The following is a 25724-nucleotide window of genomic DNA, read 5'->3' as shown; positions in this document are numbered from 1 at the left end:
GCGCGACGGGCATATTAGAGGTCTATGTCGAACGATGGCGCGCCACGTTCATTGGATGGCAAATCCGGACTGTATGTCGCGCGCGCTCGGTTGACTGAATGGTCGGGCTGTTGCGCGGGGCCACGATGTTGCGGGGTGGGCGCGGGACTCAACGCTCGGATTGGCATTCGTGACACAAAATTTGCGATGTCGATTGCCATTGCCCTATCCTCGGGGACGTTGGAATGGGCTAGTGCGTGTGCGATTTCGTGCCACGCGCTCAAGGTGTCGAGATGTGCCTCCCATAGAACCTGACGGGTCTCTTCGTCGATCACCGGCGAGTAAAAGCGAAGAGGAATGCCTTGTGCGGCCATCCAAATAGCGGCTTGTTTCGGAAAGCGTTGAGTTTGGCCGCGCACGATTCTGGGTGTCGCGTTCGCGTCGACGCCATGTTCTCGCAAGTGCCGCGCGAAGGATTCTCGCCACTGCTGCAAATCCTGTTTGCGCGGATTGAGTCGCTGGCCGTCAGGACCACGTGTATGGATACTTAGATGTACATGAGGATGTGCTTCATCATCGTGTACCGCGAAGACGTATGGACGCCCATCGCCGAATGTCTCGTGCGCAAATGCGCTTGCCGCATCCCGAACTGCTTGGCGATTTGTACCGGGAGGCATCGAAAGCAGCACATTGAGGGTTTCTCTACGCCTGCTTTCTTGGGGAATTCCCCAGCCGCCCAAGTGCCATTGCTCGAGGAGGTCGTTCAACTCGGCCTTTCCGTTGATCACATGCCTGTCCTGATCTTCCAACTCGACATCACCGTTGCGGGAGATGTACTGCAAGTGACGACGGACTACGGCCATCCCCTGCGCGCCGCCCCCCTTGTTGCTAATCTTGACCATCACCTCTGGAGCGCGCCCAAGCGTTGCAACCAGCTTCTCACGCAAATGCAGGGCGTGTCGGTGCATTGTCCAATGCGATAGGTGCTGAGCGTGGGCATGCCGAAGCGGTTCGTGAAACAGTCGATCTCCCCAGTTGACCAGCAGAGCATCGACGTAGGTTCTGGGAAAGGCCATGTCAGCGGCTCCATCGATCCAGGTTGCTTCGCACGAGCTTCGCGGCGGCGCGTAGGTGCGCGTCAATTGCTGCGCGAGTGTCCTCCCAAGCGGGTCCCTGCCGAGAGGGGCTCGTGTCTGAACTCCTGACGAGTTCACCGAGTAGCTTACGGATTACCGCAAGTTGTTGATTGGACTCTGCGAGAAGTGTTAACTCTCGGTTCCCAAGCTGCGGTTCACCGGTGAGGTGCGCCCGAATCAGCGCGACGATCCATCGGTTGGCCGTGAAACCGCTAACATAGGCCGCGGCCCTGACGCATTCGTGCTCAGTGCGAGTGAGCCCGATCCCGATGCGTACGCAGGGCCCATCTCGAGGGGGAAATGATGCTCGCGTGTCTGATCGGTCGGCTGCCCGTTCAATGGCCTTCGCTGCGAACTGCCGCAAACCCTCGCTGGGCGTGACGCCGCGTTGTGCGCACCACGCCTCCCATTCGGCTTTAAGCGGCCCAAGTTCGACGCTGAGTCTCGCCCGGGGTGCGTTCACGGTTCACCTGCCGCGGGTTGGGTATCGGTAGTGGGGCGGGCGCACGTGTGACGGCCTGCTCGGGTGCGCGGAATTGCTTTTGAAGGGGCAGAGGGGATTGCATCGGGAGTGCCTTCGAATAGGCCTCTCGTTACTCGGGGCATTGAGCAAGAACCGATCGACGAAGCAATATCAATCTGGCGGCGCGTGGCGTCTTGTTGCCTGGGCCGAATGTCGGCGAATTTCGGCTCCGCCGTATGCATAACAAGGCGCTCGAGCCACACCGGGCGGGGCGATACGCGCTCATAGTCAGCCGATTGGCTACCATTCCACACTCGGCGAAGATTTCCTTGCCGTGGACAGGCGTCAAGCTTCACTCGGCACTGCCGTCCATTGAGCGGTTGAGTGATGATTGGGCGCAATTTCATGGTGGCATTCCTCATGGAGCGCATCCCAAGGGCCGGGACCGATGCACACAGAAATGCAGTCGGTCGTGCATGCCGTGTACCTGCAACCGATGGCGAGGGTCGCAAAAAGTGTTCAGATGCAGGCTCGTCGCGAACGGCACGATGGGCGTTCGTGACCAGTGAACCGAGGTGACGGTGTGGGCCAGCACGTGCTCGGTTGCGTATGCAGGTTGACCCGACCGGATTGGCTTGAATCTAGGTCGATTTTTCAGAGGAAACAAGAGAGCATGCCGAGGTATCGGGGGCGCATGCATCCGTGTTGTTCTCAGCCAATCCGCTGAATGCTGAAATTTTTTTGGCTGACGACACTGGGCTATGGCGGCTCGCCAAGCCGGTTCGCGCGCTGGCTGGTATGGTGAAGTCTCGGTGACCGGTGTTCCACGCGAGGCGCGTGCGCGATATTCCGATACGGGCATTCGCCCATCTTGGGCGCATGCCTTACTTCACGGTTGCCAAAGGCAAAAACAACGCTAATGGGTCAGTCGCCAGTTGCTCAAAGCCGAAATGCCGATAGAACGTGGCGGCGGCCTCGTTCTTCGCGTCGACCGTGAGGGCTACTGCGGCGATTTCTGATCTCGCGGCACGCTGTAGCGCATTCACGAGCAGCGCCGCTCCGAATCCCCTGCCTCGGTAAGTCTGGTCAACAGCCAACCGCCCCATGCGCACGGCTGGAATCGCCGGATATCGCGGCAGCTTGCGTGCCAGATCATGCGGTAAGTCTGCAAGGGTGATACTGGCGGCTGACAGCGTGTAGTAGCCGACAACGACGTTGCCGTCGAGCATGACGAAACAGGCCGCAATCTTTCGGCGAACGTCCTGCGTGACTTGCTCTCGCAAATAACGGTCTAGCGCTGGCGTTCCGCAAGCGAATTGCGATCGGTTATGAATCGGTCCCAGGGCAGCGACAACAAGTGGTGAACGGCTCATTCGTCACGCAGGAGTTGATCGTGGCGTTCGAGCGCACGCTTCAGCGCGTCGACGGGTTCTGCCGGCGACAGAATTGCTTGCGCGAAACGTTCGGAGTCCGTCACCGACAGCCGGATAATTTCGGCGTCGGCGATTGCACGTTGCGCCGCTTCGCGAGCGGCAGACACGACGAAGTCTGACATGGTGCGCCCTTGGATCTCGGCGGCGCGCCGGATCACTGCATGCACGTCTGTCTCAATGCGAGCTTCAAATCGAGTAGTAGCCATGGTCGTTTACCTCCTGATGCAACTGTACGGAAAATTGCCGGTCAAGTCAATCTGTACGGAAATTTGCCGGTTCGATCGGTTGTTCGTTCACATTGGGCGGGCGGTATTCACGATGGACTGGGCCGTACACGCTGACAGATCAGGTCGCCGGCGGTCCTGCGGCGGCGAGTAGTTCACGAAGGCGCTGCGCGCGCAGCACGGCCGCCATCCAATCGAGATCCGGTGCCATATGCCGAACATTGCTCCGTTGTCAGGTGGTCGGTGTCGTCAGCACAGGGGAGCGTGGCACGGTGCGTCTTCGGAGACGCTTTCGCTGCGCCACACGGATAAACTCGCTAGAGTCGCCTTGCCAGACCTGCGGAGCGCACTCATTGGCCAAACCGTCGATCGTCGTCGGTCTCAATCGCGACGCACAGAAGCGGGCGGCCGTGCACGGGAGCGTCAGGAGGCTCGAGCCGCAGCAGAAAGTCGAAATACCGTTCGGTGAGTTTTGCGAGTTGTTCTTGTACCGCACCGAGCCGGATCAGGCATTGAGCGTCCCAGTTCATACCGACGACGAGTTCGCTCGTCTCGCATTTCCACTCGCTCAGCAGAATCGCGGCGGCCCGGGCATTCTCCTCGGCGAAGCGCTCGACGCGCTGCTCAATGTAGCGCACGTCGTCGCGCATCAATTCGCCCGAGATGCGCAGTGAGACGGTGTGCGCCACCTTGTCGTGCTTCAAGTGCACCGTCGCTATGCCGCCCAAATGCCGAGACACCCGATCAAGCTGTTCATCTTCCAAATCGTCCTGGACGGATAGCGCACCTGACAGGACGTAGCATGCTGGCTCTTCCATTGTCTTCTCCGTTGCTTCGGTTATCCTAGGCCGTATGGTGTTGCGGTCTGTCAGCGTTCTCTCACGCGTGAAGCGGCGGAGGGCCGAAACTTTTCCAGAATCCGTGCCTGGCGTTGCAGGAAGGCCTCCAGTTGCGGGTGCTCGTCGGCGAGTTCTTCAAGCAGTTCGACGTATTGGGCAAGGCCGACGGGAATAAACGATGATTCACCGTATCGCACACGGCGGAAGATGGCGCCGGCACGCGCCCATTTCTGGGACAATTCCTCCAGCGCCTCCTCGACGGACCGAGCCTCATCGTCATTGAGCACGCCGCGAATGCGAATCAAGAGCGAATGAGTGACCGCGTCGGTGGCGAAATAGACGTCAGCGGGGTTCGCAATACTCTCGGCGAATCGCTGGGCGTGTTGGTGGCGAAAGCTGTCGAGAACGGACAGCGCACCGCAGATTTCGTATGTGAATGACATGTAACCTCCGCATCGAGGAGTCGCGATCGGCGGGGTATGCTGCTTTTCCTGGCAATGGCGCGACAAGCTAGCAATCGGATGCTTCTGAATCTGAGTTTAGGACTTATTGATATTTTTTCAAGGGAAAATCATATCAAATGAATGAGTTTGAGGCACGCCTGAAAAGGGAGCGATTGCGTTTAGGGCTGAATCAGACCGAGTTGGCAGATCTTGGTGGGGTCCAGCAGCACGCGCAGTACCAGTACGAAAAGGGCTTGCGTCGGCCGAACTCCGATTACCTGAGCGCAATCGCCGGTGCAGGTGTGGATGTCTGCTATGTCCTTACCGGAGTAGAGGGGGCTCGCCTCGAGAACCCCGATGAGCAACGCGTTGTTTCTGGATTTCGCGCGCTCGACGCGCGCAAGCGCGAGGCGCTTTTGGCGCTCATTGATGCGTTTACCGAGTAATCCGAGCGGTCGCTTGCGGTTTAGCGCGATTTTTTGGAGCGGCAGGGCGCTTCAGGCATTGCATGTCTCAGTTACCGCGGCACAGCGCTGTTCGGCAGATGCTCGAAGCAGTTTCTCCATTGGCTCGCACATCACGTCTGCACTACGCTCGTCAATGGGAGGTCCAGCGAGGCGTGGTGCCCGACCGCTTCCGGAAGTCTTCGAACGTCCGAGCTCAGATAACAACAAAGCTACTCACCACGGTTCCTTCGCTTGGCTCTGTTCTGTAGATCGGCTCAGTTTGCTGGGCCTCGCGCCGTGAAATGAACGAGACGACGCCGGCGGCGTTGCGTTGCGTTGCGGCACATGGTGCATCAATGGTGCGTGGGCCGTTGGCGAATCAGCGGGTCTTGAATGGTGGGAAGCTTTCCGCATCGACTCCCTTCCGATCGGATTCCGCCTTGGCGCGAATCCAATCGTAGACCTCCTTGCAACCGATCCTCGGTGTCGACAGGCGAGAATCGGGATCGAACGCGGTCTTGATGATCGGATATGGTGCAAGCTGTCGCTGCGATAGCGCTCCAGCACATGGATTGGCGAGCAGCATAGTGTCACTGGTGCGCACGCCTAACGGGGCATTGCGGTCAGGGAACGGACGTCGTGCCCGCACAAAAGCAACAGACGCAAAAAAGCCTCCGCAAGGGAGGCTATTTGCACTATCGAAGATAGTTGGTAGGGTGGGAGGGACTCGAACCCTCGACTCTCTGATTAAAAGTCAGATACTCTAACCAACTGAGTTACCACCCCACATTCTTGAAACCTGTTCTGTTGGCTCGTTGCTTCTGCAACTTGGCAAGCGACCCAAAGAGCAAAAGATTATAGCGACGGGTTGTTGGGCTGTCAACAACCCGTCACGATAATTATTTGATGCTTTCGAGCTTGCCTTGCGCCGTCTGCGCAGCGTTCGACCCGGCGTACTGCGACACGACCTGCTCGTACGTCTTCTTCGCGGCCGCCTTCTGGCCTTGTTCGAGCTGGTTCGTGCCGATTGCGACGAGGGCGTCGGCCGCGCGCGGATGCTGCGGATACTTGCTCACGATCGCTTGCCACGTCGCCGTGGAGCCGCGATAGTCGCGCAGCGCGTATTGTGCATTGCCGAGCCAGTATTGCGCGGTCGGCTGGTACGGGCTCTGCGGATACTTCGCGATGAAGCTGCGGAACGACGCTGCAGCAGCCTTGAAGTTACCGTTGCGGAACTGCTGTTGCGCCGCGCTGAGCGCATCCGTTTCACCCGGCTGCACGGTGCCCTCGACACCATCGATCGTCGCCTGTTGCGGCTCGAACTTCTTAAGCCGCGTGTCGAGATCCTGGTAGTACTCCTTCTGCTGCCGTTCGAGCGTCGTCAGCCGGTTCGTCAGATCCTCGTTCTCGCCGCGCAGCGTTGCGACCTGCTGGTTCAGCTGGTCGAGACGGCCGGATTGATCGAGGATCGTACGCTGGGCGGCCGACAACTGGCTCGCCAGGTTGTCGCTCTTGGTGCGCAGATCGAGCACGGCGCGGCGCGCCTCGTTGTCGTCGAACATGCCGGCGTGCGCCGGCGCGGCCGACCACGCCGCGCCAACGACACAGAATGCTGCGGCAGTTCGCAGCCAGGATACACGGTGCGTCATACGGCGAACCTTCCGTTACTTACTGTTGGTAGACGAGGTCGGCGCGACGGTTCTGCGCCCACGATGCTTCGTCGTGACCCGTTGCTTGCGGCTTTTCCTTGCCGAGGCTCACGGCTTCCATCTGCGAGTCGTTCACGCCGAGCAGTGCCATCGCGCGGCGAACAGCTTCCGCACGCTTCTGGCCCAGCGCGAGGTTGTACTCGCTCGTGCCGCGTTCGTCGGTGTTGCCCTGGATCAGCACGTGACGCTGCGGGTGGCTCTTCAGGTACTGAGCGTGTTGCTGCATCAGCGGCTGGTACTCGTCCTTCACCGAATAGCTGTCGAAGTCGAAGTAGATGCTGCGTTTCGCGAGCGGGCTGTTCGGATCGTTCAGCGGATCGACATTCACTTGTGCGACGTTGTCGGCGCTCGGCTGCGTGCTCATCGCACCCGCGTTGTTGGCCTTGTCGTCGAGCTTCACGCCCGACTTACACGCTGCGAGCGTGCCGATCATCATCACGGCCAGGGCCAGACGAACTTTTTTCGACATCATGGTTACTCTCCTTGTGGTCATTGCATGAAGGGCCCCCACGACGGCTCACGAACGGAGCCGCCCTGGACGGACAGGATCTGCGGCGGCGCGCTGCCGTCGGAAGGCACAGCGGCCAGTACGTTGCGCCCGCCCGACTGGGTGGCGTAGAGGAGGTACTGACCGTTTGCCGCGAAGCTCGGCGATTCGTCGCGATTCGTATTGGTGATGGCGTTCGCCGCGCCCGTTTGCAGATCTTGAACGTACAGCTTGAAGCCCCCGCCCGTGCGGGAGATGTAAGCAAGCAGCTTGCCGTCCGGGCTGATGCGCGGACTGGTGTTGTAGCTGCCGGTGAAAGTCACGCGTTGCGCGGCGCCGGCGCTTTCGCCTTGCGCGGGCATCCGGTAGATCTGCGGCGCACCGCCGCGATCGCTCGTGAAGTAGATCCAGTGGCCATCCGGCGAGTAGAACGGCTCGGTGTCGATCGAGCTGCTCTGCGTGAGGCGACGCAGGCCGCCGCCGTTGGAATTGACCGTATAAATTTGCGTATTGCCCGTCAGCGACAGCGCGACCGCGAGCGTGTTGCCGTCCGGCGACCACGCCGGCGCGCTGTTGTTGCCCTTCTGGTCGGAGACCATGTAGCGGCGGCCGGTCGGCAGGTCGTGGATGTAGACGATCGGCTTCTTGCGCTCGAACGATACGTACGCGACCTTCGTGCCGCTGGGCGACCACGCCGGCGAGATGATCGGCTCCGTGCTCGATAGCGCGATGCGCGCGTTCTGGCCGTCGGAGTCCGAGATCTGCAGCTGGTAGCGGTTGCCCGTCTTGATCACGTACGACAGGCGCGTGGCGAACACGCCGCGCACGCCGAGCAGCTTCTGGTAGATGTAGTCGGCGATCTTGTGGCCGGCCGTGCGCAGCGTGTTGTCGTTCGCCGTCAGCGACAGGCCGCCGAGGCTTTGCTGCTTCACGGTGTCGTACAGGATGAAGTTCACCTTGTACTGGCCGTTCGCTTCGCGGTTCACGCTGCCGGCGACGAACGCATTGGCGCCCTTGGCCTTCCATGCGCCGAGATCGACCGATGCGGTCTCGGGCACGGGCGTGCTGCCCGCGTCGATATTGGTGAATTTGCCGCTGCGGGCGAGGTCGGCGCGGACGATCGACGTGACCTGCTGCGGCAGGCCCGCCTCGTTCGCGAAGTTCGCGGTCGCGATGGGGAACTGCGTCGAACCGACGCCGGTGATCAGCACGTTGACCTGCGCATTAGCGGTGCCGCCCGCGGCAATCAGACACGAGGCCACGAGTGCCCTGAAACCTAGCTTCGTCATCAAACTCATGCTTCTTGCTTCCCGTATGACTTGAATCGCTGCGCATCCGCAGAGACAGTAAAAATACCCGATTCGTTCCCGTCTGACAGCGACGCCCGGAGTGTAAGCGCATTTCCGTTCACTCCGCCGCCTTGAAGGTAATCGTAATGTCTGATGGGGTACGACCGTTAGAATCGGGTGGCAACGGGACCGATGCCTGGATCGCATTGACCACGGCTTGATCCCACCCCGAATTTCCGCTCGAACGGCGGATCGAAACGCTCAGCACGTCGCCCGACGGCGTGCAGCGGATCGCGACGACGGTCGTCAGGCCAGCGCGCTCGCCGCCCCAGACGATGTTCGGCTTCACGCGGCGACGCACCTTGTCAGGATAACCGGGCGACGCAGCATTGCCACCGGAACCCGTGCCGGTGCCGCTGTGCGCCAGGCCCTGGCCGCCGCCTTCGCCGGCGCCTGCCTGACCCTGCATCTGCGCGAGGCGCGCGTTCCGTTCCTGGTCGAGCTTCGCCTTCGATGCCGCATCGGCCTTCGCGCGGGCAGTCGCTTCGGCCTTCGCCTTGGCTTTGGCCTGCGCCTGGGCTTCCGCCTTTGCCTTCGCGGCCGCATCGGCCTTGGTCTTCGCTGCCTGCTGGGCTTCGAGCTGCGCCTGCTTCTGCTGTTGAAGCTTCTGCTGCTCGAGCTTCTGCTGTTCGAGTTTCTGCTGCTCGACGAGCTGCTGTTGCTTCAGCTTGTCCGCCTGCTTCTGCTTGTCGCGCTCGGCGGCCTTTTGTGCGGCGAGCGCGGCGGCCTGCTGGGCGGCGAGCTGCGCGCGCCGGGCTTCGTCTTCCTGCTGCTTCAGCTGCTGTGCGCGGCGCTGCTGTTGCTCGAGCAGCGCTTCCCGCGCGGCCGCTTCCTGCTGCCGCTTCTTCTGCTGCAGTGCGATGTCGGCCTGCTCGTCGCGGACCGGCGGAGCGGGCGGGGCCAGCTTCGCGGGCGGCGGCGGCACGACGGGGCGCGGCGTGGGGACGTCGGGCACCTCGGTCCACAGCTCGGCTTCGGCGCCGGCCGGCGTGCTGTTCTGCCACTGCACGCCGTGATAGAGAAACAGCGCGAGCAGCACGTGCATCAGCGCGGCGAGCGCGAACGCACGCCAGGTGCCGCGCTCACGAGGAGGCTGAGGCGGGTAGGCGTTGCTGCGCGTGGGTTGCTGCCGGTTCATTGCGATTTGACGAGGAGGCCGACGCGCTTGACGCCGCGCGCCTTCAGATCCGACATCACGGTCATGACTGCATCGTACTGCACGGTCTTGTCGGCCGCGATCACGACCGGCTGGTCGGGATGGTCGGCCTGACGGGACGAGATGAAGCTGTCGAGCTCGTCCTTGGTCATCGTGTCTTCCTGCGTCGCGCCGGAGTCGCCCTTGTACTTGACGCTCATCGTACGGTCGGCCTTGATGTTGACGACGACGGGCGGCGTCTGTTCCTGCGGCGCGGCATTGCCGACGGTCGGCAGATTGATGATCGACGGGGCGACGAGCGGTGCCGTGACCATGAAGATCACGAGCAGCACGAGCATCACGTCGATGTACGGCACGACGTTGATGTCGGCCATCGCACGGCGCCCGCGGCCGCCGCGCATGCTGGATCGAATGGGGCTTCCTGCCATGGCGTGCTCCTTACTGGGCCTGACGCTGCAGGATGTTCGAGAACTCTTCGATGAAGGTCTCGAAGCGGATCGCGAGGCGGTCGATGTCGTGCGCGTAGCGGTTGTACGCGACGACTGCCGGAATCGCGGCGAACAGGCCGATTGCGGTGGCGACGAGCGCTTCCGCAATGCCCGGCGCGACGTTCGCGAGCGTGGCCTGCTGCACGTTCGCGAGGCCGCGGAACGAGTTCATGATCCCCCACACCGTGCCGAACAGACCGATGTACGGGCTGACCGAGCCGACCGACGCGAGGAACGCGAGGTTCGCTTCGAGCACGTCCATTTCACGCTGGAACGACGCGCGCATCGCGCGACGCGCACCGTCGAGGACGAGGCCCGGGTCGCTGATGCGTTTTTCCTTCGCCTTCAGGAATTCGCGCATCCCCGATTCGAAGATCCGCTCGAGCGCGCCGATCGTATGGCGGTTGTTGGCCGCGCTCTGATACAGCGCCTGCAGGTCGCCGCCCGACCAGAAGTCCTTTTCGAAGCGCTCGGTCTGCGCGCGTGCGCGGCGGATCGCGAACCACTTGCGGAAGATGAAGGTCCACGACATCAGCGACAGCAGCAGCAGCAGCCCCATCACAGCCTGGGCCAGCACGCTCGCATTGAGGACGAGGGAAATGATCGACAGGTCTTGAGAAGTGTTCATAGAGGTTTGAGTAACGTCCCTTCGGGGCGCCGGGTATGCGTGCGGCGCGGCGCGCCGGCCAAGCCTGGCGCCGAACCTTGCTTAGTATCGATTCAGGAAGGCAAGTTCATGGGCATTGTCTAAACGGTGCTCATGCGAGCTTCGTTGACAATACAGTCTGCCCGGCGTCGATGACGGGCCCGCGATGCAGCGCGTCGAGTACGACCGGCGGGATCGCCGCGGGCCGGATGCCGGTACGGTCGACGCAGCCGAGGCGGATATGTCCAGCGACGAGCAGCGTGTCGCCACGCCACGCTTCCTGCGTGAATTCCACCGATGCGCGGCCGATGCGTCCGGGCCGGCTCGTGATCGCCAGTGCGTCATCGAGTCGCGCCGGTGCGCGGTAGTCGAGCGACGTGCTGCGCACGATGAAGATCGCGCCGGTGTCGTCGGCGAGCCGACGCTGGTCGATGCCGCACGCGCGCAGCCATTCGGTGCGGGCGCGTTCGAAGAATTTCAGGTAGTTGGCATAGAAAACGATGCCGCCTGCATCGGTATCCTCGTAGTACACGCGCACCGGCCAGGTAAAGCCGGAGGGCGCATCCGGGGAGCGGGTAGGCTGAGTCATGGCGCGCATTCTACCGGAAGGGCGGGGCCGGATTCGTAACCGATTCGTAACGGAATGTAGTACGCCGTATCACACCGCGGGCCCGCCTCTGGCAGGGCCCGCGGTGCATCCGGCGCTTCAGCCGCGATGGATCGTGAGACCCGCCGGCGCCTGCGCGACCGGCATCATCTCGATCGTGTTGATGTTGACGTGCGCGGGGCGCGTCGCGATCCAGTAGATCGTGTCGGCGATGTCCTCGGGCGTGAGCGGCTGGACGTTCTGGTAGACGTTTGCCGCCTTCGTATCGTCACCGCGGAAGCGGACGTTCGAGAATTCCGTGCCGCCGCAGAGGCCCGGCTCGATGTCGGTTACGCGCAACGGCGTGCCGATCAGGTCGGCGCGCAGGTTCAGGCTGAATTGTCTGACGAAAGCCTTGGTCGCGCCGTAGACGTTCCCGCCCGGATACGGATACATGCCGGCAACCGAGCCGAGATTGAAGATGTGGCCGCGACCGCGGGCGATCATGCCGGGCAGCAGCGTGTGCGTGACGGTCACGAGGCCCGAGCAGTTCGTGTCGATCATGGTCTGCCACTCGTCGAGGCTGGCCTTCTGGGCCGGTTCGACGCCGAGCGCGAGGCCGGCGTTGTTGACGAGCACGTCGAGCGCCGCGAATTCGGCGGGAAGGGCGGCCGGCACGGCTTCGACGGCCGCGCGGTCGCGCACGTCGAGCTCGAACGGCAGCAGTGCGTCGCCGAGTTCTGCGGCGAGCGCATCGAGACGATCCTTGCGGCGCGCGGTTGCGACGACGCGATGGCCGCCCTTGACGAAAGCACGGGCGATGGCGGCGCCGAAGCCGGCGGACGCGCCTGTGACGAACACGATCATTGCTGCTCCTGGTCGGTAACAAAGTGGCGGATAGTATCCCGCAAGCCTACTGAGATTGCCGCACCGCGGCAAGGCGGCGAAGCGTTCCGGTACGGGTGCGTAGAGTCTGGCCCTTATTGTTTCGGGGCGGCTGCCGCGCGGTTGCCTATTCATGACGCATCCAATACACTAACGCGCTCATCACCCCTGCGTGACTGGCGATAGAACCCTTCGGGGTCAAGGTGGAGCATCCCACCGTGAAGCGCGGGGCACCGTTTTTGCCGTTCGCCTGGGCAGCCGTTGTGCGCCGTTGCGTGCATCGCCGGTGGCTGTCCTGTCTCGCGTCATACGGATTCTTCCGCCACGTCGAGCTGGTCCCGCCAGCAGCGCAATGTACTCGGCCGCCCCGGTCAACCTGTACACACTTAACGGAAACCGTATGTTTGACAGAGCCCAAAGCACCATCGCGAACGTCGATCCCGAACTCTTTGCAGCGATCGAGCAGGAAAACCGCCGCCAGGAAGATCACATCGAGCTGATCGCGTCGGAAAACTACACGAGCCCGGCCGTGATGGCCGCCCAGGGTTCGCAGCTCACGAACAAGTACGCGGAAGGTTATCCGGGCAAGCGCTACTACGGCGGCTGCGAATACGTCGACATCGTCGAGCAACTGGCGATCGACCGCGTGAAGCAACTGTTCGGCGCGGAAGCCGCGAACGTGCAGCCGAACTCGGGTTCGCAGGCGAACCAGGGCGTGTTCTTCGCGATGCTGAAGCCGGGCGACACGATCATGGGCATGAGCCTCGCGCACGGTGGACACCTGACGCACGGCTCGCCGGTGAACATGTCGGGCAAGTGGTTCAACGTCGTCAGCTACGGCCTGAACGAAAACGAAGACATCGACTACGAAGCTGCCGAGAAGCTCGCGCAGGAACACAAGCCGAAGCTGATCGTCGCGGGCGCATCGGCGTTCGCGCTGAAGATCGACTTCGAGCGTCTGGCGAAGATCGCGAAGTCGGTCGGCGCCTACCTGATGGTCGACATGGCGCACTACGCCGGCCTGATCGCAGCCGGTGTGTACCCGAACCCGGTGCCGCACGCAGACTTCGTGACGACCACCACGCACAAGAGCCTGCGCGGCCCGCGCGGCGGCGTGATCCTGATGAAGGCCGAGTACGAGAAGCCGATCAACTCGGCGATCTTCCCGGGCATCCAGGGTGGCCCGCTGATGCACGTGATCGCGGGCAAGGCCGTGGCGTTCAAGGAAGCGCTGTCGCCGGAATTCAAGGAATACCAGCAAAAAGTGGTCGAGAACGCACGCGTGCTGGCGGAAACGCTGGTCAAGCGTGGGCTGCGCATCGTGTCGGGCCGTACGGAAAGCCACGTGATGCTGGTCGACCTGCGCGCGAAGAACATCACGGGCAAGGCAGCGGAAGCGGCGCTCGGCGCAGCGCACATCACGGTGAACAAGAACGCGATCCCGAACGATCCGGAAAAGCCGTTCGTCACCAGCGGCGTCCGTCTGGGCTCGCCGGCCATGACGACGCGCGGCTTCGGCCCGGCGGAAGCCGAGACGGTCGGCAACCTGATCGCCGACGTGCTCGAGAATCCGGAAGACGCAGCGACGATCGAGCGCGTGCGCGTGCAAGTGGCCGAGCTGACCAAGCGTTTCCCGGTCTATCGCTGATCGACGATGCGCTGCCCGTTCTGCCGGCATGAAGACACGCAGGTCGTCGACTCGCGCGTGTCCGAAGATGGCGCCGCGATTCGTCGGCGCCGTCGCTGCTCGGCTTGCGACAAGCGTTTCACGACGTACGAGCGGGTCGAACTGAACCTGCCCGCCGTCGTGAAGAAGGACGGCAGCCGCACGGAATTCGACCGTCGCAAGATCGTCGCCAGCATGCAACTCGCGCTGCGCAAGCGGCCGGTTGCGGCTGACGCGATCGACGCGGCGGTCGCCCGTATCGAGTATCAATTGCTCGCGACCGGCGAGCGTGAAGTGCGTAGCGAGAAGCTCGGCGAACTCGTGATGAACGAGCTGCGCGGCCTCGATACGATCGCCTATGTCCGTTTCGCATCGGTATATCGCCGGTTCGAGGACGTCTCCGAATTTGCCGACGTGATCGAAGAGTTCCGTCGCGCGTCCCCCTCCAAGCCTCCGCGTAAGCGCTGACGCGCTGCGTTCGTCCATCGTCTTCTCCGTGGGTTCGATTCGCGCCGATTGTGTCGGTCGCGATCGCATGTCGCCAGTCGGCCGTTCGGCAAATGGCGGGCGTCCGCACGCGTCGCTACATTCGTCGCATCACGTTGGCGGAGGGCGATGGCGATGGAACAGCACCGGCAGGTCGTTGAAAAAGGCAGGCGATGCGGCGGCGGGTTCACGCTCGTCGAGCTGATGGTCGCGATCGCGCTCGTGGTCGGGATGGGGCTCTACGTGGCGCCGGCTTTCGATCAATGGCGCATGCGCGAACGCGTCGATGCGCGTGCCAGCGCACTGCTCGGTGCGCTGTCGTTCGCGCGCACGGAGGCCACGCGTCTCGGCGTGCGCGTTACGCTGTGCAGGGCCGGGGGCGACGGTGCCTGCGTTCGTTCGGGCGAGCGTTGCGGCCCCGCGGAATGGTCGTGCGCGTGGATCGTCAGCGGGCAGTTCGACGGACAGGCGCGCGTGCTGCGGCGATATCCGCATGATGCTGACATCGCCGTCGCGGGCGCCGCGCACGATCTCGCGTTTGCACCGCCTGCCGGTCAGGTGATCGGCGGCATCCGTCGTTTCGAATTGCGTCCGCAGCGAGAGTCGCCGGGAGACGATGCGGCACGCGTGTCGCGGTGTATCCGGATCGCGGCGGGCGGTCGCGCGCGCGTCGTCGCCGGCCGATGCGATGCGGCATGAGGCGCGGCATGAAGTGCGTGCGCAAATCGACACGCGGCACGTCGCTGCTCGAAGCGGTGCTGGCCGTTGCGTTGCTCGCGGTCGTGATGCTGGCGGTGGCCGGCAGCCAGCTCGCGATGGTGCGCATGCAGCGGGCGACGATCTGGCGTGAGCGTGCGCTGTGGCTCGCCGACGCGCGGGTCGAGCGCCTGCGCGCCGCGGCAACGGCCGACGATGGCGTCGCGGCGCTCGTGGCCGCATCGTTGCCGGGCGGCACGATGACGCTCGATCGCGGCACGGGCGACGTCCGGTACGCGATCGTCGGCTGGCGCGACGCGGACGCGGGGGCTTCGACGCGATGCGAAGCGGCGGGGGTGACGACAAAGCCACCGTCGTGCGTGCGGATTCCGTTTCGGGAGGTCGATGCCGATGAACGCTGATCGCCGCATCCGCGCGCATACGCTGCTCGAAGTGCTGGTCGCGATGACCGTCGGTCTGCTCGTGCTTGCCGCTGCTGGCGCGCTGTATCACGCGCAGCGCGTCGCACAGCGGCGGGCCGAGGACGGCTTCCGGATGCGCGATGCAGCGGCGACCGCGCTGACGTTGATCGGCCAGCAGCTCCAGATGGCCGGCTTTCGCCCGCTCGATGTCGAAGCGGCGCCATCGTTGTCGCCGGTGTTCGGCTGTTCGGCGGCGCGTGTGCGAGGCGATGGCGCGCAGGTGCGGTGCGAGGCCGTGCGCGCATCGTCGGATGCGGTGCTGATCCGGTATGTCGGCGACACCGTGTCGACGTGGCCGACGACCGGCGCCCAGGTATCGGATTGTCTCGGGCAGGGTGTCGGCGCGGCCGGTGAGCGGCCGCTTGTCGAAAACCGCTTCGACGCGCACGTGAGTCCGTCGACGGGTGAGCCGGAGTTGTACTGCGAAGGAAGCGGGCACCCGGGCACGGCGCAGCCCGTCGTGGCCGGGATCGACCAGTTGCGCCTGCGCTACCTGCGTCACGCAGACGTGCGGTTCATCGCTGCAGATGCGATGCGCACCGGCGACTGGCATGAGGTCGTGGCCGTGCATGTATGCGTGCGGGCACGCGGCGAACCGATGCGTGAATCACTCAGCCATGTCGATTGCGACGGGCGCGCGGTCGTCGCGCAGGATGGTCGCGCGCGTCTCGTGCTGCATCGGATCGTCGGTTTGCGAAACGCCGCGTTCGCGACGGCCGAGCGCGACCGTGATGCAGCGCGTGCCTACGAGGCGTTCCGATGATCCGTGCAAACAAGTGTGTGAGCGAACCAGCGATGCGAGGTGCGGCGGGACATGTCGGCGAAAGCACAACGGTGGCTTGCGGCAAGCGATGCGTGACGGACGGCACCTGCACGCGCTGCGGCGAATGGCGCACACGCTGTCGATTGGCGCACCGAGCCTGGCGCCGCGATGCTGGCCTCGCATTGCCTGCCGTGATCGCGGTCGGCGCGGCGGTCGCGGCGCTGACCGGCACGTGGTTCGAATCCGCGCTGACGGAGTCGCGCCGTGCGCGTGCATTGTCGGATCGGTTGATCGCCTTCCACGCGGCCGATGCGGCGCTGGCCGCCTGCACCGCACGATTGCTCCGCGGTGCCGCGCCGTACCTCGACGAAGTCGTATCGCATGCCGAGCCGGACGCGTGGCGGCGCACGCCGGCGCTAGGCGTCGTCGACGCATTCATGCCGTTCGCTGCGTGGCCGATGGCAGCGCAGCCGCCGCGATGTTTGATCGAGGCGTGGCGTGGAGCGGGCCCGGCGGGGAGTCGCGCATACCTTGTCACTGCGCGTGGCGTCGGCAGCCATGCATCGAGCGTGGTCTGGCTGCAAAGCCAGGTCGCGCTGCGTGACGGCCGTATCGTTGCCGAGCGCTGGCGTCGTGTCGCGGCGATGCATCAATGAAAGGGTGCACGCTCTTGCGCCCATCGGCGGCATTCACGCTGGTCGAACTGATGATCGTGCTGGCGATCGTCGCCGTGCTGGCCGGATGGGGTATCCCGTCGTATCGCGAGCATGTCGCACGCATGCATCGCGCGTCCGCGATTGCCGCGCTGTATCGCGCGGCTCAATATCTCGAGACGCTCGATGGCGCGCCTCCACAGGCGTTGCCGGATACGCTGGCGCATGCGCCGCCGGACGGGCAGCCGGTTTATCGCGTGGCGTTGCGCCGTCCGGGCAACGACGATTCCCCGGTGGTCTACGAACTCGTCGCGAGCCCGCTCGACAACGGCCTGATGCGCGACGACCGATGCGGCGCATTCACGCTGCGCTCGGACGGGACGAAAGGGAATACAGGATCGAACGACGGCAATGCCGATGGACCGGATGGGGCATGCTGGGGCGTACGCTGAACGCGCACTGAAGGCGCGCGACGACGCATGCGCGTGCGTCGTCGCGTGTCAGTCGTCGTTCGCGGCGCTGCCGCGCTCGTCGCGCGACTGCTTCCAGATCCGGTAGACCTCCCATGCGGCGAAGCCGACGGTACCCCACTTCAACGCGGGGCCGGCGCTCGCGCGCAGCAGCGAGCGCACGGGTTTCGCGAGCACGAGCGATGCGAGCGAACTCAGCATCGGATACTGGTTGACGAGTTGGCCGAGGCTCGCGTTCAGGTTCTTGGCGGACTGGCTGAACTTGTTGGTCGACAGGCCAGGCACGAATACCTTCAGCCAACTGAAGCGCGTGACGGCGTGGCGCATGTCGGCGGCGGCTTCGGCAAGCTCGAGCCGCTCGACCTCGGAGCGCAGGATCAACAACTCCTTGCGCAGCGCGCGATGCTGCGATGCGCTCCAGTTCGATCGCGACGAATGGGAGCGGGGTGAATTGCCCGTAACGTTCTGGCTCATGGCGCGTCGGCGAAGTAGGTGAGAGGGACGAACGCGGGTGCGTTCACGGCTTGCTGCGGAACATGTCGCGGTCTTTCTCGAGTTCGTGCAGCGTCGCCTCGAACACGGTCGGTGCATCGCGCAGGCCGGCGCGTGCCTTCAGCGCACATGCGATGCCGCTGACGGCATACACCGCGGTGATCGCGGCAAGCGACTGCCAGCGATAGGTGTCCCAGAACGCGATCGCGATGAGCACGGTGAGGCTGATGAGCGCCATCGTTGCGAGCATCATGGCGGCCAGCCCGAGGAACAGTACGCCCATCAGGCGCTCCTTCTCCTCGGCGAGCTCGATGCCCACCAGTTCGAGGCGCGTTTGCAGCAGGCCGATCGCGGAGCCGACGAGGCGGCGCAGCGGCCCCTGGCCGGACGGCTGCGGGTTGGTGTCTGTCGTCATGGATGAGGCGCTTGCGCGCGCAGTGAGCGGCTAAGTCAAAGCCGGCCGGTGGCGAACCACCGGCTTGGCTTCAGCGCCCATGTGCCGCCGGGCGGCACACGGGGCGGAACGGCATCGAGCGCGTTACTTGCGGTTGATCAGCAGACCGACCAGCACGCCGACGCCAGCGGCGATGCTGATCGACGTCCACGGATGCTCGTGCACGTAATCGTCGGTCGCGCGTGCGGCCTTCTTGCCTTTCTCGACCACCACGACCTGAACGTCGGTTGCCTTTTCCTTGGCCTGCTTCAGGCGCGACATGGCTTTCTCGCGCAGCTCGGCCGCACGGTCGCCCGTGCTGCTCGCCGCTTGCTTGAGCAGGTCTTCGGCGTCCGCGAGAACGGTTTTGATATCCGACATCAGTTTCTCCTTGTTGATTTCCGACATTGCAACTCCCTTCATGCTGTCATGCTGCAGGTTCACATCGTAGCGAAACGCCTGCTTGCTGGCGAGCCGGGAAGACGCACGACGGCAGTGCCAGCCCACATGGTAAACGACTCGTAATCATCAACAGAGCCGCAAACGACGTGAAAAGTTTCCCTTGCCGCCGTCCGCCGCGCTCCGAGACCGCACAAAAATGACAAAAAAGTATGAATATCAAACGGAATAATCGTTCGCATGTCCCATTGCTTCCCGTAAGCTGATGGACTGTCCCGCGCCGACACCGCGCGGTTTCAACCAGCATCGTTCGAGGAGGGAACATCATGAGTCTGCGTCTTGGCGACATCGCACCGGATTTCGAGCAGGAATCGAGCCTGGGCCCGATCAAGTTTCACGAGTGGCTGGGTGACGGCTGGGGCGTCCTGTTCTCCCACCCGGCCGACTACACGCCGGTGTGCACGACCGAGCTCGGGCTGACCGCGAAGCTGAAGGGCGAATTCGAGAAACGCAACGTGAAGGTGATCGCGCTGTCGGTGGACGGCGTCGAGTCGCACAAGGGCTGGATCAACGACATCAACGAAACGCAGTCGACGGTCGTCGGCTTCCCGATCATCGCGGATGGGGATCGCAAGGTTTCGCAGCTGTACGACATGATCCACCCGAACGCGAACGAAACGCTGACGGTGCGCTCGCTGTTCGTGATCGATCCGAACAAGAAGGTGCGGCTCATCATCACGTATCCGGCCAGCACCGGTCGCAACTTCGACGAAGTGCTGCGCGTGATCGACTCGCTGCAACTGACCGACAATTACAAGGTCGCGACGCCCGGCAACTGGAAGGACGGCGACGACGTCGTGATCGTGCCGTCGCTGCAGGATCCGGAAGAGTTGAAGAAGCGTTTCCCGAAGGGCTTCAACGCAGTGCGTCCGTATCTGCGCCTCACGCCGCAGCCGAACAAATAAGCATGCGCAGCCGCATCGGCGGCGGGTGACACGCGCGAGCGCCGACGAAAACGGCCCGCCCGGCAGCGATGCCGGGCGGGCCGTGTCTTTTTCAGCGTATGCGGCGCCGGCGGGGTGCGGTGCCGGCGTGTCGCACGCAATCGATCAGAAGAATGCCTGGATGCCCGTCTGCGCGCGGCCGAGGATCAGCGCGTGGATGTCGTGCGTGCCTTCGTACGTGTTGACCACTTCGAGGTTCACGAGGTGACGCGCGACGCCGAACTCGTCCGAGATGCCGTTGCCGCCGAGCATGTCGCGCGCGAGCCGCGCGATGTCGAGCGCTTTGCCGCACGAGTTGCGCTTCATGATCGACGTGATCTCGACGGCCGCGGTGCCTTCGTCCTTCATCCGGCCGAGTCGCAGCACGCCTTGCAGGCCGAGCGTGATTTCGGTCTGCATGTCGGCGAGCTTCTTCTGGATCAGCTGGTTCGCGGCGAGCGGCCGGCCGAACTGCTGGCGATCGAGCACGTACTGGCGCGCGGTGTGCCAGCACGACTCGGCCGCGCCGAGCGCACCCCACGCGATCCCGTAGCGCGCCGAGTTCAGGCACGTGAACGGGCCGCGCAGGCCGCTCACGTTCGGCATCAGGTTCTCTTCGGGTACGAACACTTCGTCGAGGACGATCTCGCCGGTGATTGACGCACGCAGTCCGACCTTGCCGTGGATCGCGGGCGCCGACAGGCCTTTCCAGCCCTTCTCGAGGATGAAGCCGCGGATCGCGTTCTTGCCGTTTTCTTCGAGCTTTGCCCACACGACGAACACGTCGGCGATCGGCGAGTTCGTGATCCACATCTTTGAGCCGGACAGCGAATAGCCGCCGGGCACCTTCTTCGCACGCGTGACCATGCTGCCCGGGTCGGAGCCGTGGTTCGGCTCGGTCAGCCCGAAGCAGCCGATCCATTCGCCGGTCGCGAGCTTCGGCAGGTATTTCTGCTTTTGCGCGTCCGAGCCGAATTCGAAGATCGGCACCATCACGAGTGACGACTGCACGGACATCATCGAGCGGTAGCCGGAGTCGACGCGCTCGACTTCGCGCGCGATCAGCCCGTAGCTCACGTAGTTGAGGCCGGGGCCGCCGTATTCCTCGGGAATCGTCGGGCCGAGCAGGCCGAGTTCGCCCATCTCGCGGAAGATTTCGGCGTCGGTGCGTTCATGGCGGAACGCCTCGGTGACGCGCGGCGCGAGCTTGTCCTGCGCGTAGGCATGCGCGGCATCGCGCACCATCCGCTCTTCTTCGGTCAGTTGCTGGTCGAGCAGCAGCGGATCGTCCCAATGAAAAGTTGCAGCACTCATCGTGTCATCTCCTGTCGGCCAGAGTTGGCGCTTCAGCGCTTACTCTGGCCCCATGCTTCGCAGTCGGTCAGAGTCGGTACGTCAGCGCTTACGCTGGCTTCATGCTTTGCGGTCGGTCCCGGGGTGGCGCTTCGCTGCCTGGCCCCATCTCTAAAGTTTGCTTGACTGGAGTTCCGCTGTGCGGAACAATGTTTTGCAAATCGAACCCAGTGTAGCATCAGATGACGCTTTCAACCATCGACGAAACCATGATCGACGAACGCAAGTTCGTCGTGGCACTCGCGCGCGGGCTCGACCTGCTGCGCGCATTCCGGCCCGGCGAGACGATGCTCGGCAACCGCGACTTCGCGGAACGCACGGGGCTGCCGAAGGCGACCGTGAACCGGCTCGCCTATACGCTGACCGTGCTCGGCTACCTGCGCTACGACGAGACGCTCGGAAAGTATGCGCTCGACGCCGGCGTGCTGTCGCTCGGCTACGCGCTGCTGTCCGGCTCGGGGACGCTCGACCTCGCGCGGCCGCACATGCAGGCACTCGCGCGCGAGATCGGCGCAGCCGTGTCGCTGGGTTGCCGCGACGGGCTCGACATGATCTACCTGGAGACGATCCGCAGCGAAACGGCGCTCACGCTCGGGCTTGCGCCCGGTTCGCGGCTGTCGATGCTGACGAGCTCGATGGGCCGCGCGTATCTGGCCGTGCAGCCCGAAGACGTGCGTCGCGCGCTCTATGCGGATCTGCACCGGGCGGCCGGCGGTGCGGCCGACGCGGATGCGCTCGTCGCGGCCGCGCAGCAAGCGGCGGCCGAGTTCTCCGAAGGCGGGTGCTGCTATTCGTTCCGGGCGTGGCACATGGACGTGAATGCGGCGGCCGTGCCGTTTCGCGAGCCGCGCGAAGGGCGCTGGCTGATCCTCAGCTGCAGCGGGCCCGCCTCGTCGATGGACGAGGACGTGTTCCGCACGCAGGTGGGGCCGAAGCTGAAGGCGCTCGCGCAGCGGCTCGGTCCGACGGCCTGAGCTGCGGAGAGCCGCGGAAACGACAGAGGGCGCCGGCGCGGGTTGAATCGCGCGCGAACCGCGCTCATCATCGTTCGTCCGTATCCCGACGACGAGGTTCGCGATGTCCCACCCCGAGACGATGGAAGGCGGTTGCGCATGCGGAGCGATCCGCTACCGGATCGCGCGCATGCCGGCCGACGCCGGCTTCTGCCATTGCCGGCTTTGCCAGCGCACCACCGGCGCGGCGGTCGTTGCGTCGGCATCGGTGCCGATTGATGCATTCGAATACCTGCAGGGCGAGCCGACGGTCTATGCGTCGAGTGCGTGGGGCGAGCGACGCTTCTGCGGGCGCTGCGGCGCGCAGCTCGAATACCGGCTGGCCGATGCGCCGCAGACCGTCGAAATCAATTACGCGACGCTCGACGAGCCGTCGCGGCTGCGTCCGGCGTGGCATGTCTGGTATGGAGATCGTTTCCCGGGCATCGCGATCGACGACGATCTGCCGAAATACGACGATGGCGGAAGGGACTAGCGAGCGGTCATCAGGTGGCCGCGAGGGAACATCGGCGCGCGCACGCGCTCGACGTGCGTTCGACGTTTCCGCATGACAGGCAACGAACCGGCCGGCATCGAGCCGCGCGCAACGAAGCGCACCGACACCCCGAGCGCCGCTGCGATTCAGCCACCGAATCTTCAATCCGGCCCGCCGCCGCCTCACGCGCGCGCCTGCCAAGCCCGTAATCAGGCCGTGACGACCTTCGCGAACACCGGCCCCTGCATGAACCGCACGTCGTGCTGGCGCAGCAGTTCGCACTGCGTCTCGTCGACGACGCCGTCGAAAATCAGCGGAATCCGCACGCGCTGCGCATAGGCGACGAGCGCCTTGACCATCCCGTCGCGCAACGCGATGCCTGCATCCATCTTGATGTAGTCGGGCCGCGCCATCTCCGATTCGACCGCGAGGATCCGGCCCGGGTCGGGCAGCTTGTCCGCGACCTTGAAGCCGTGATGCTGGTAGCTGCGGGTGAGATACCCGAGGAAGGTTTTGTGCGCGACCGCGACCGCCGGCAGCTCGATCACGATCCGCTCGGTCGGCAGCCCGAAGCGCTGCAGCACCGACGAGAAATGCTTGCCGTGGTCGTACTTCACGCTCTTGAGCAGCCGCTCGTGCACGCGCAGGAACAGCAACCCGTGGCGCTGCGCACCGAAGAAGTTGATGGCGTGCAGCGCGCGCGACAGCCGGTCGATCGCGACCAGCGTCTGATCTTCGACGGCCGAGTCGACCGGGTCGTGCGGCGTACCCGTGACCAGCGTGACGGCCTGGAAACCGAGTTCGTCGCCGTAGCGCTCGATCGCGTCGGCGAACGACGTCGACTGCGGCGCACCGGGCATCGTCACGTCGTAGATCGGCTCGTAGGCGCTCGCGAGCGTGCGCTCGGGCAGATTCGCGCACGCGGTGCCGCCGTCGGCAAGCGCGAGGTGTTCCCGTAGGTAAGGCAGTTGCCCGGCACGGGCGACCAGCTCGGGGATGGTGGGCGGAATCATCGGCGTGAAAAGGAAAAATGGCGGCCGAAAGGGGCCGCCTCATATGTCGATATTAGCAGCGCGCGCCGCGCTCGGCTTGGCGTTTCACTCATATCGTTATCCCGTCCCTGGACCGATGGCTAGGGTTTACGTTTATTTCACTATTCGTAATTGGTTTTACTATTCGTAAATTCAAGATTTGACGCCGATCAGGAAACGCGGCGTTCGGGCGCCCCGGAATGGCGCCGTTCCGATTCGAATCAACAGGAAGCAAGGAGCGAGACGTGGCGGTTGACTGGAAGTGGACGCAGAAGGGCGGGCAGGGGCGCGGGACGGACCCGGGCGCGACGGTGAAGCGTGCGCCGGCGCGCGCGCGGCAGGGTTGAGGAGCGGATGGCGACCATGAGCATTGATTACCAGACGCTGAGGTTCGAATACCGGACGCGCGCGGCGCGGGCAGGCGGCGAGGACGCGGCCGTGCACCCGGTGATCATCGTCGGCGCGGGCCCGGTGGGTCTGTCGGCTGCGATCGATCTGGCGCAGCAGGGCGTGCCGGTCGTGCTGCTCGACGACGACGACACGCTGTCGACGGGCTCGCGCGCGATCTGCTTCGCGAAGCGCACGCTCGAGATCTTCGACCGGCTCGGCTGCGGCGAGCGCTTCGTCGACAAGGGCGTGAGCTGGCACGTCGGCAAGGTATTCCTGCAGGACGAGCAGCTGTATGCGTTCGATCTGCTGCCCGAAGAAGGGCATGCGCGCCCCGCGTTCATCAACCTGCAGCAGTACTACGTCGAAGGCTATCTGGCCGAGCGCGCGTTCGCGCTGCCGAACCTCGACATCCGCTGGAAGCACAAGGTGACGGGCGTCGCGCAGTCGGCGGAACACGCGGCGCTGACCGTCGAGACGCCGGACGGCATCGAGACGCTGCGCGCGCAGTACGTGATCGCGGCCGACGGTTCGCGCAGCCCGATGCGCGCGGCGATGGGCCTGGAGAGCCACGGCCGCACGTTCAAGGACCGTTTCCTGATCGCCGACGTGAAGATGAAGGCGGAATTCCCGACCGAACGCTGGTTCTGGTTCGACCCGCCGTTCCACCGCAACCAGTCGGTGCTGCTGCATCGCCAGCCCGACAACGTGTGGCGCATCGACTTCCAGCTTGGCTGGGACGCCGATCCGGTCGCCGAGAAGCAGCCGGAGCGGGTGATCCCGCGCGTGCGCGCGCTGCTCGGACCGGAGGTCGAGTTCGAGCTCGAATGGGTGAGCGTGTACACGTTCCGCTGCCAGCGGATGGACACGTTCCGTCACGGCCGCGTGCTGTTCGCGGGCGACTCCGCGCACGGCGTGTCGCCGTTCGGCGCGCGCGGCGCGAACAGCGGCGTGCAGGACGCGGACAACCTCGCGTGGAAGCTGAAGCTGGTGCTCGACGGCCGCTCGGACGACCGCCTGCTCGACACCTATGCAAGCGAGCGCGAATTCGCCGCCGACGAGAACATCCGCAACTCGACGCGCTCGACCGATTTCATCACGCCGAAGAGCGCGGTGTCGCGCGTGTTCCGCGACGCGACGCTGAAGCTCGCGCGCGACTGCGAGTTCGCACGCAAGCTCGTGAACAGCGGCCGCCTGTCGGTGCCGGCCGTGCTCGCCGATTCGCCGCTGAACACGCCGGATCGCAACGGCGACGCGTTCGCGTGCGCGATGCGCCCGGGCGCCGCGGCGGCCGATGCGCCGGTGCGCGCGCAGGGCGCGTCCGGCTGGCTGCTGCAGCATCTGGGCGACGGCTTCGCGGGCGTGCTGTTCGGGTTGCCGAACGATGCCGCCGCGCTCGCGCAGGCGCTCGACGGCCTCGCGCTGCCGGTGCGGCCCGTGCTGGTGGTGCCGGCCGGCCACGCGCAACCGGTGCCCGGCGTCGACGTGGTGGAGGACGTCGACGGTTTTGCCGCGCAACGCTACGACGCGCAGCCCGGCACGTTCTATCTGCTGCGCCCCGATCAGCACGTGTGTGCGCGGACGCGCACGCTCGAACGCCAAGCGATCGCCGACGCCCTGGCGCGCGCGACCTGCGCATGCTGAGCACTGCATCGAACACGACAACGACACCG

The 25724-nt window shown here is 64.5% G+C and carries 30 protein-coding genes, 1 tRNA gene and 1 riboswitch; of the genes, 12 read left to right on the top strand and 19 right to left on the bottom strand.

The annotated features are described in order from the left end of the window. Positions 1–14 precede the first annotated feature (14 nt). The 5 genes from BX604_RS03845 to BX604_RS03820 all read right to left on the bottom strand — a co-directional run bounded on the left by BX604_RS03845 (position 15) and on the right by BX604_RS03820 (position 4517). Positions 15–1055, bottom strand: a complete 1041-nt coding sequence (locus BX604_RS03845; RefSeq protein ID WP_098549650.1) for a relaxase/mobilization nuclease domain-containing protein — start codon at positions 1053–1055, stop codon at positions 15–17. 1407 nt (positions 1056–2462) lie between these two features. After that, a complete protein-coding gene (locus BX604_RS03835; protein ID WP_098549648.1) occupies positions 2463–2951 on the bottom strand; it encodes a GNAT family N-acetyltransferase in 489 nt (162 codons plus the stop codon). Then, positions 2948–3217, bottom strand: coding sequence for a type II toxin-antitoxin system TacA family antitoxin (locus BX604_RS03830; RefSeq protein WP_098549647.1), 270 nt, complete (start codon positions 3215–3217; stop codon positions 2948–2950). Before BX604_RS03830 ends, BX604_RS03835 begins: the two co-directional genes overlap by 4 nt. Positions 3218–3585: 368 nt before the next feature. Then, positions 3586–4053, bottom strand: a complete 468-nt coding sequence (locus BX604_RS03825) for a hypothetical protein (RefSeq protein ID WP_098549646.1) — start codon at positions 4051–4053, stop codon at positions 3586–3588. A 50-nt stretch (positions 4054–4103) separates the two neighbouring features. Further along, complete coding sequence (locus BX604_RS03820) at positions 4104–4517, bottom strand: hypothetical protein (protein ID WP_098549645.1); 414 nt, start codon at positions 4515–4517, stop codon at positions 4104–4106. A 137-nt stretch (positions 4518–4654) separates the two neighbouring features. Here BX604_RS03820 and BX604_RS03815 point away from each other — a divergent pair, with 137 nt between their 5' ends. After that, a complete protein-coding gene (locus tag BX604_RS03815; RefSeq protein WP_098549644.1) occupies positions 4655–4963 on the top strand; it encodes a helix-turn-helix domain-containing protein in 309 nt (102 codons plus the stop codon). 709 nt (positions 4964–5672) lie between these two features. Here the strand turns inward: BX604_RS03815 and BX604_RS03810 are convergent. The 9 genes from BX604_RS03810 to BX604_RS03770 form a co-directional block, all read right to left on the bottom strand. Continuing rightward, a tRNA-Lys gene (locus BX604_RS03810) sits at positions 5673–5749 on the bottom strand. A 113-nt stretch (positions 5750–5862) separates the two neighbouring features. After that, complete coding sequence (gene ybgF, locus BX604_RS03805) at positions 5863–6612, bottom strand: tol-pal system protein YbgF (protein WP_098549643.1); 750 nt, start codon at positions 6610–6612, stop codon at positions 5863–5865. Between the two features lie 19 nt (positions 6613–6631). Next, on the bottom strand, positions 6632–7144 hold the full coding sequence (pal, locus tag BX604_RS03800; protein WP_098549642.1) for a peptidoglycan-associated lipoprotein Pal: 513 nt from the start codon (positions 7142–7144) through the stop codon (positions 6632–6634). Between the two features lie 17 nt (positions 7145–7161). Further along, positions 7162–8457 (bottom strand): Tol-Pal system beta propeller repeat protein TolB, encoded by a 1296-nt coding sequence (tolB, locus tag BX604_RS03795; protein ID WP_098549641.1) that lies wholly within the window; start codon positions 8455–8457, stop codon positions 7162–7164. 109 nt (positions 8458–8566) lie between these two features. After that, positions 8567–9646, bottom strand: coding sequence for a cell envelope integrity protein TolA (gene tolA, locus BX604_RS03790; protein ID WP_098549640.1), 1080 nt, complete (start codon positions 9644–9646; stop codon positions 8567–8569). Next, complete coding sequence (gene tolR, locus BX604_RS03785; RefSeq protein WP_098549639.1) at positions 9643–10092, bottom strand: protein TolR; 450 nt, start codon at positions 10090–10092, stop codon at positions 9643–9645. Before tolR ends, tolA begins: the two co-directional genes overlap by 4 nt. A 10-nt stretch (positions 10093–10102) precedes the next feature. Then, positions 10103–10780, bottom strand: coding sequence for a protein TolQ (gene tolQ / locus BX604_RS03780; protein WP_021157170.1), 678 nt, complete (start codon positions 10778–10780; stop codon positions 10103–10105). Between the two features lie 130 nt (positions 10781–10910). Further along, on the bottom strand, positions 10911–11396 hold the full coding sequence (gene ybgC, locus BX604_RS03775; protein ID WP_098549638.1) for a tol-pal system-associated acyl-CoA thioesterase: 486 nt from the start codon (positions 11394–11396) through the stop codon (positions 10911–10913). Between the two features lie 108 nt (positions 11397–11504). Beyond that, a complete protein-coding gene (locus BX604_RS03770; protein WP_098549637.1) occupies positions 11505–12251 on the bottom strand; it encodes an SDR family oxidoreductase in 747 nt (248 codons plus the stop codon). A gap of 180 nt (positions 12252–12431) precedes the next feature. Continuing rightward, a riboswitch (ZMP/ZTP riboswitch) is annotated at positions 12432–12532 on the top strand. Between the two features lie 137 nt (positions 12533–12669). Between BX604_RS03770 and glyA the strand changes: the two genes are divergently transcribed. From glyA to BX604_RS03730, 7 genes are all read left to right on the top strand, one after another. Beyond that, entirely contained in the window at positions 12670–13917 is a 1248-nt protein-coding gene (gene glyA, locus BX604_RS03760; protein WP_098549636.1) for a serine hydroxymethyltransferase, read from the top strand. Positions 13918–13923: 6 nt separating this feature from the next. After that, on the top strand, positions 13924–14403 hold the full coding sequence (gene nrdR / locus BX604_RS03755; RefSeq protein WP_006760615.1) for a transcriptional regulator NrdR: 480 nt from the start codon (positions 13924–13926) through the stop codon (positions 14401–14403). A gap of 153 nt (positions 14404–14556) precedes the next feature. Next, a complete protein-coding gene (locus BX604_RS03750; RefSeq protein WP_098552687.1) occupies positions 14557–15120 on the top strand; it encodes a GspH/FimT family pseudopilin in 564 nt (187 codons plus the stop codon). A gap of 8 nt (positions 15121–15128) precedes the next feature. Continuing rightward, positions 15129–15539: a hypothetical protein gene (locus BX604_RS03745; protein WP_098552686.1), complete on the top strand. Its 411-nt coding sequence runs from the start codon at positions 15129–15131 to the stop codon at positions 15537–15539. Continuing rightward, positions 15523–16362, top strand: coding sequence for a PilW family protein (locus BX604_RS03740; RefSeq protein WP_098549635.1), 840 nt, complete (start codon positions 15523–15525; stop codon positions 16360–16362). The genes BX604_RS03745 and BX604_RS03740 overlap by 17 nt, the downstream gene beginning before the upstream one ends. 194 nt (positions 16363–16556) lie before the next feature. Next, complete coding sequence (locus BX604_RS03735) at positions 16557–17018, top strand: pilus assembly protein (RefSeq protein WP_257146377.1); 462 nt, start codon at positions 16557–16559, stop codon at positions 17016–17018. Beyond that, on the top strand, positions 17015–17467 hold the full coding sequence (locus BX604_RS03730) for a type IV pilin protein (RefSeq protein ID WP_098549633.1): 453 nt from the start codon (positions 17015–17017) through the stop codon (positions 17465–17467). The genes BX604_RS03735 and BX604_RS03730 overlap by 4 nt, the downstream gene beginning before the upstream one ends. A 48-nt stretch (positions 17468–17515) precedes the next feature. Here the strand turns inward: BX604_RS03730 and BX604_RS03725 are convergent, their stop codons facing one another. From BX604_RS03725 to BX604_RS03715, 3 genes are all read right to left on the bottom strand, one after another. Continuing rightward, positions 17516–17959 (bottom strand): DUF3318 domain-containing protein, encoded by a 444-nt coding sequence (locus tag BX604_RS03725; protein WP_098549632.1) that lies wholly within the window; start codon positions 17957–17959, stop codon positions 17516–17518. Between the two features lie 43 nt (positions 17960–18002). Further along, positions 18003–18392, bottom strand: coding sequence for a phage holin family protein (locus tag BX604_RS03720; protein WP_098549631.1), 390 nt, complete (start codon positions 18390–18392; stop codon positions 18003–18005). Between the two features lie 123 nt (positions 18393–18515). Beyond that, the gene (locus BX604_RS03715; protein WP_098552685.1) at positions 18516–18818 is read right to left on the bottom strand and encodes a DUF883 family protein; all 303 of its coding nucleotides are present in this window, start codon (positions 18816–18818) and stop codon (positions 18516–18518) included. Positions 18819–19135: 317 nt separating this feature from the next. Here BX604_RS03715 and BX604_RS03710 point away from each other — a divergent pair, with 317 nt between their 5' ends. Then, entirely contained in the window at positions 19136–19774 is a 639-nt protein-coding gene (locus BX604_RS03710) for a peroxiredoxin (protein WP_098549630.1), read from the top strand. A gap of 144 nt (positions 19775–19918) precedes the next feature. On the opposite strand, the gene BX604_RS03705 is transcribed toward BX604_RS03710, so the two are convergent. Continuing rightward, positions 19919–21106: an acyl-CoA dehydrogenase gene (locus BX604_RS03705; RefSeq protein WP_098549629.1), complete on the bottom strand. Its 1188-nt coding sequence runs from the start codon at positions 21104–21106 to the stop codon at positions 19919–19921. A 221-nt stretch (positions 21107–21327) separates the two neighbouring features. Between BX604_RS03705 and BX604_RS03700 the strand changes: the two genes are divergently transcribed. Both BX604_RS03700 and BX604_RS03695 read left to right on the top strand, forming a co-directional pair. Further along, entirely contained in the window at positions 21328–22119 is a 792-nt protein-coding gene (locus BX604_RS03700) for an IclR family transcriptional regulator (protein ID WP_098549628.1), read from the top strand. A gap of 103 nt (positions 22120–22222) precedes the next feature. Beyond that, positions 22223–22633 carry a GFA family protein gene (locus tag BX604_RS03695; protein WP_098549627.1) on the top strand — a complete coding sequence of 137 codons (411 nt, stop codon included), beginning with the start codon at positions 22223–22225 and terminating at the stop codon, positions 22631–22633. A 209-nt stretch (positions 22634–22842) separates the two neighbouring features. Here BX604_RS03695 and BX604_RS03690 read toward each other — a convergent pair whose 3' ends face one another. Further along, positions 22843–23646: an EAL domain-containing protein gene (locus tag BX604_RS03690; protein WP_098549626.1), complete on the bottom strand. Its 804-nt coding sequence runs from the start codon at positions 23644–23646 to the stop codon at positions 22843–22845. A 372-nt stretch (positions 23647–24018) separates the two neighbouring features. Here BX604_RS03690 and BX604_RS03685 point away from each other — a divergent pair, with 372 nt between their 5' ends. Next, positions 24019–25695: an FAD-dependent oxidoreductase gene (locus BX604_RS03685; RefSeq protein WP_098549625.1), complete on the top strand. Its 1677-nt coding sequence runs from the start codon at positions 24019–24021 to the stop codon at positions 25693–25695. The last annotated feature ends 29 nt before the right edge of the window (positions 25696–25724 follow it).

Source organism: Burkholderia sp. JKS000303, from assembly GCF_002563755.1.
Lineage (GTDB): Bacteria > Pseudomonadota > Gammaproteobacteria > Burkholderiales > Burkholderiaceae > Burkholderia > Burkholderia anthina_B.
The sequence above is the reverse complement of the archived record's forward strand: the minus strand, read 5'-3'. Positions and strand labels throughout refer to the sequence as shown.

What these genes read in the sequence shown, in the direction of transcription:
- BX604_RS03845 (WP_098549650.1), bottom strand. Translation starts at nt 1,055, where the DNA reads ATGGCCTTTCCCAGAACCTACGTCGATGCTCTGCTGGTCAACTGGGGA.
- BX604_RS03835 (WP_098549648.1), bottom strand. Translation starts at nt 2,951, where the DNA reads ATGAGCCGTTCACCACTTGTTGTCGCTGCCCTGGGACCGATTCATAAC.
- BX604_RS03830 (WP_098549647.1), bottom strand. Translation starts at nt 3,217, where the DNA reads ATGGCTACTACTCGATTTGAAGCTCGCATTGAGACAGACGTGCATGCA.
- BX604_RS03825 (WP_098549646.1), bottom strand. Translation starts at nt 4,053, where the DNA reads ATGGAAGAGCCAGCATGCTACGTCCTGTCAGGTGCGCTATCCGTCCAG.
- BX604_RS03820 (WP_098549645.1), bottom strand. Translation starts at nt 4,517, where the DNA reads ATGTCATTCACATACGAAATCTGCGGTGCGCTGTCCGTTCTCGACAGC.
- BX604_RS03815 (WP_098549644.1), top strand. Translation starts at nt 4,655, where the DNA reads ATGAATGAGTTTGAGGCACGCCTGAAAAGGGAGCGATTGCGTTTAGGG.
- ybgF (WP_098549643.1), bottom strand. Translation starts at nt 6,612, where the DNA reads ATGACGCACCGTGTATCCTGGCTGCGAACTGCCGCAGCATTCTGTGTC.
- pal (WP_098549642.1), bottom strand. Translation starts at nt 7,144, where the DNA reads ATGATGTCGAAAAAAGTTCGTCTGGCCCTGGCCGTGATGATGATCGGC.
- tolB (WP_098549641.1), bottom strand. Translation starts at nt 8,457, where the DNA reads ATGAGTTTGATGACGAAGCTAGGTTTCAGGGCACTCGTGGCCTCGTGT.
- tolA (WP_098549640.1), bottom strand. Translation starts at nt 9,646, where the DNA reads ATGAACCGGCAGCAACCCACGCGCAGCAACGCCTACCCGCCTCAGCCT.
- tolR (WP_098549639.1), bottom strand. Translation starts at nt 10,092, where the DNA reads ATGGCAGGAAGCCCCATTCGATCCAGCATGCGCGGCGGCCGCGGGCGC.
- tolQ (WP_021157170.1), bottom strand. Translation starts at nt 10,780, where the DNA reads ATGAACACTTCTCAAGACCTGTCGATCATTTCCCTCGTCCTCAATGCG.
- ybgC (WP_098549638.1), bottom strand. Translation starts at nt 11,396, where the DNA reads ATGCGCGCCATGACTCAGCCTACCCGCTCCCCGGATGCGCCCTCCGGC.
- BX604_RS03770 (WP_098549637.1), bottom strand. Translation starts at nt 12,251, where the DNA reads ATGATCGTGTTCGTCACAGGCGCGTCCGCCGGCTTCGGCGCCGCCATC.
- glyA (WP_098549636.1), top strand. Translation starts at nt 12,670, where the DNA reads ATGTTTGACAGAGCCCAAAGCACCATCGCGAACGTCGATCCCGAACTC.
- nrdR (WP_006760615.1), top strand. Translation starts at nt 13,924, where the DNA reads ATGCGCTGCCCGTTCTGCCGGCATGAAGACACGCAGGTCGTCGACTCG.
- BX604_RS03750 (WP_098552687.1), top strand. Translation starts at nt 14,557, where the DNA reads ATGGAACAGCACCGGCAGGTCGTTGAAAAAGGCAGGCGATGCGGCGGC.
- BX604_RS03745 (WP_098552686.1), top strand. Translation starts at nt 15,129, where the DNA reads ATGAAGTGCGTGCGCAAATCGACACGCGGCACGTCGCTGCTCGAAGCG.
- BX604_RS03740 (WP_098549635.1), top strand. Translation starts at nt 15,523, where the DNA reads ATGCCGATGAACGCTGATCGCCGCATCCGCGCGCATACGCTGCTCGAA.
- BX604_RS03730 (WP_098549633.1), top strand. Translation starts at nt 17,015, where the DNA reads ATGAAAGGGTGCACGCTCTTGCGCCCATCGGCGGCATTCACGCTGGTC.
- BX604_RS03725 (WP_098549632.1), bottom strand. Translation starts at nt 17,959, where the DNA reads ATGAGCCAGAACGTTACGGGCAATTCACCCCGCTCCCATTCGTCGCGA.
- BX604_RS03720 (WP_098549631.1), bottom strand. Translation starts at nt 18,392, where the DNA reads ATGACGACAGACACCAACCCGCAGCCGTCCGGCCAGGGGCCGCTGCGC.
- BX604_RS03715 (WP_098552685.1), bottom strand. Translation starts at nt 18,818, where the DNA reads ATGTCGGAAATCAACAAGGAGAAACTGATGTCGGATATCAAAACCGTT.
- BX604_RS03710 (WP_098549630.1), top strand. Translation starts at nt 19,136, where the DNA reads ATGAGTCTGCGTCTTGGCGACATCGCACCGGATTTCGAGCAGGAATCG.
- BX604_RS03705 (WP_098549629.1), bottom strand. Translation starts at nt 21,106, where the DNA reads ATGAGTGCTGCAACTTTTCATTGGGACGATCCGCTGCTGCTCGACCAG.
- BX604_RS03700 (WP_098549628.1), top strand. Translation starts at nt 21,328, where the DNA reads ATGACGCTTTCAACCATCGACGAAACCATGATCGACGAACGCAAGTTC.
- BX604_RS03695 (WP_098549627.1), top strand. Translation starts at nt 22,223, where the DNA reads ATGTCCCACCCCGAGACGATGGAAGGCGGTTGCGCATGCGGAGCGATC.
- BX604_RS03690 (WP_098549626.1), bottom strand. Translation starts at nt 23,646, where the DNA reads ATGATTCCGCCCACCATCCCCGAGCTGGTCGCCCGTGCCGGGCAACTG.
- BX604_RS03685 (WP_098549625.1), top strand. Translation starts at nt 24,019, where the DNA reads ATGGCGACCATGAGCATTGATTACCAGACGCTGAGGTTCGAATACCGG.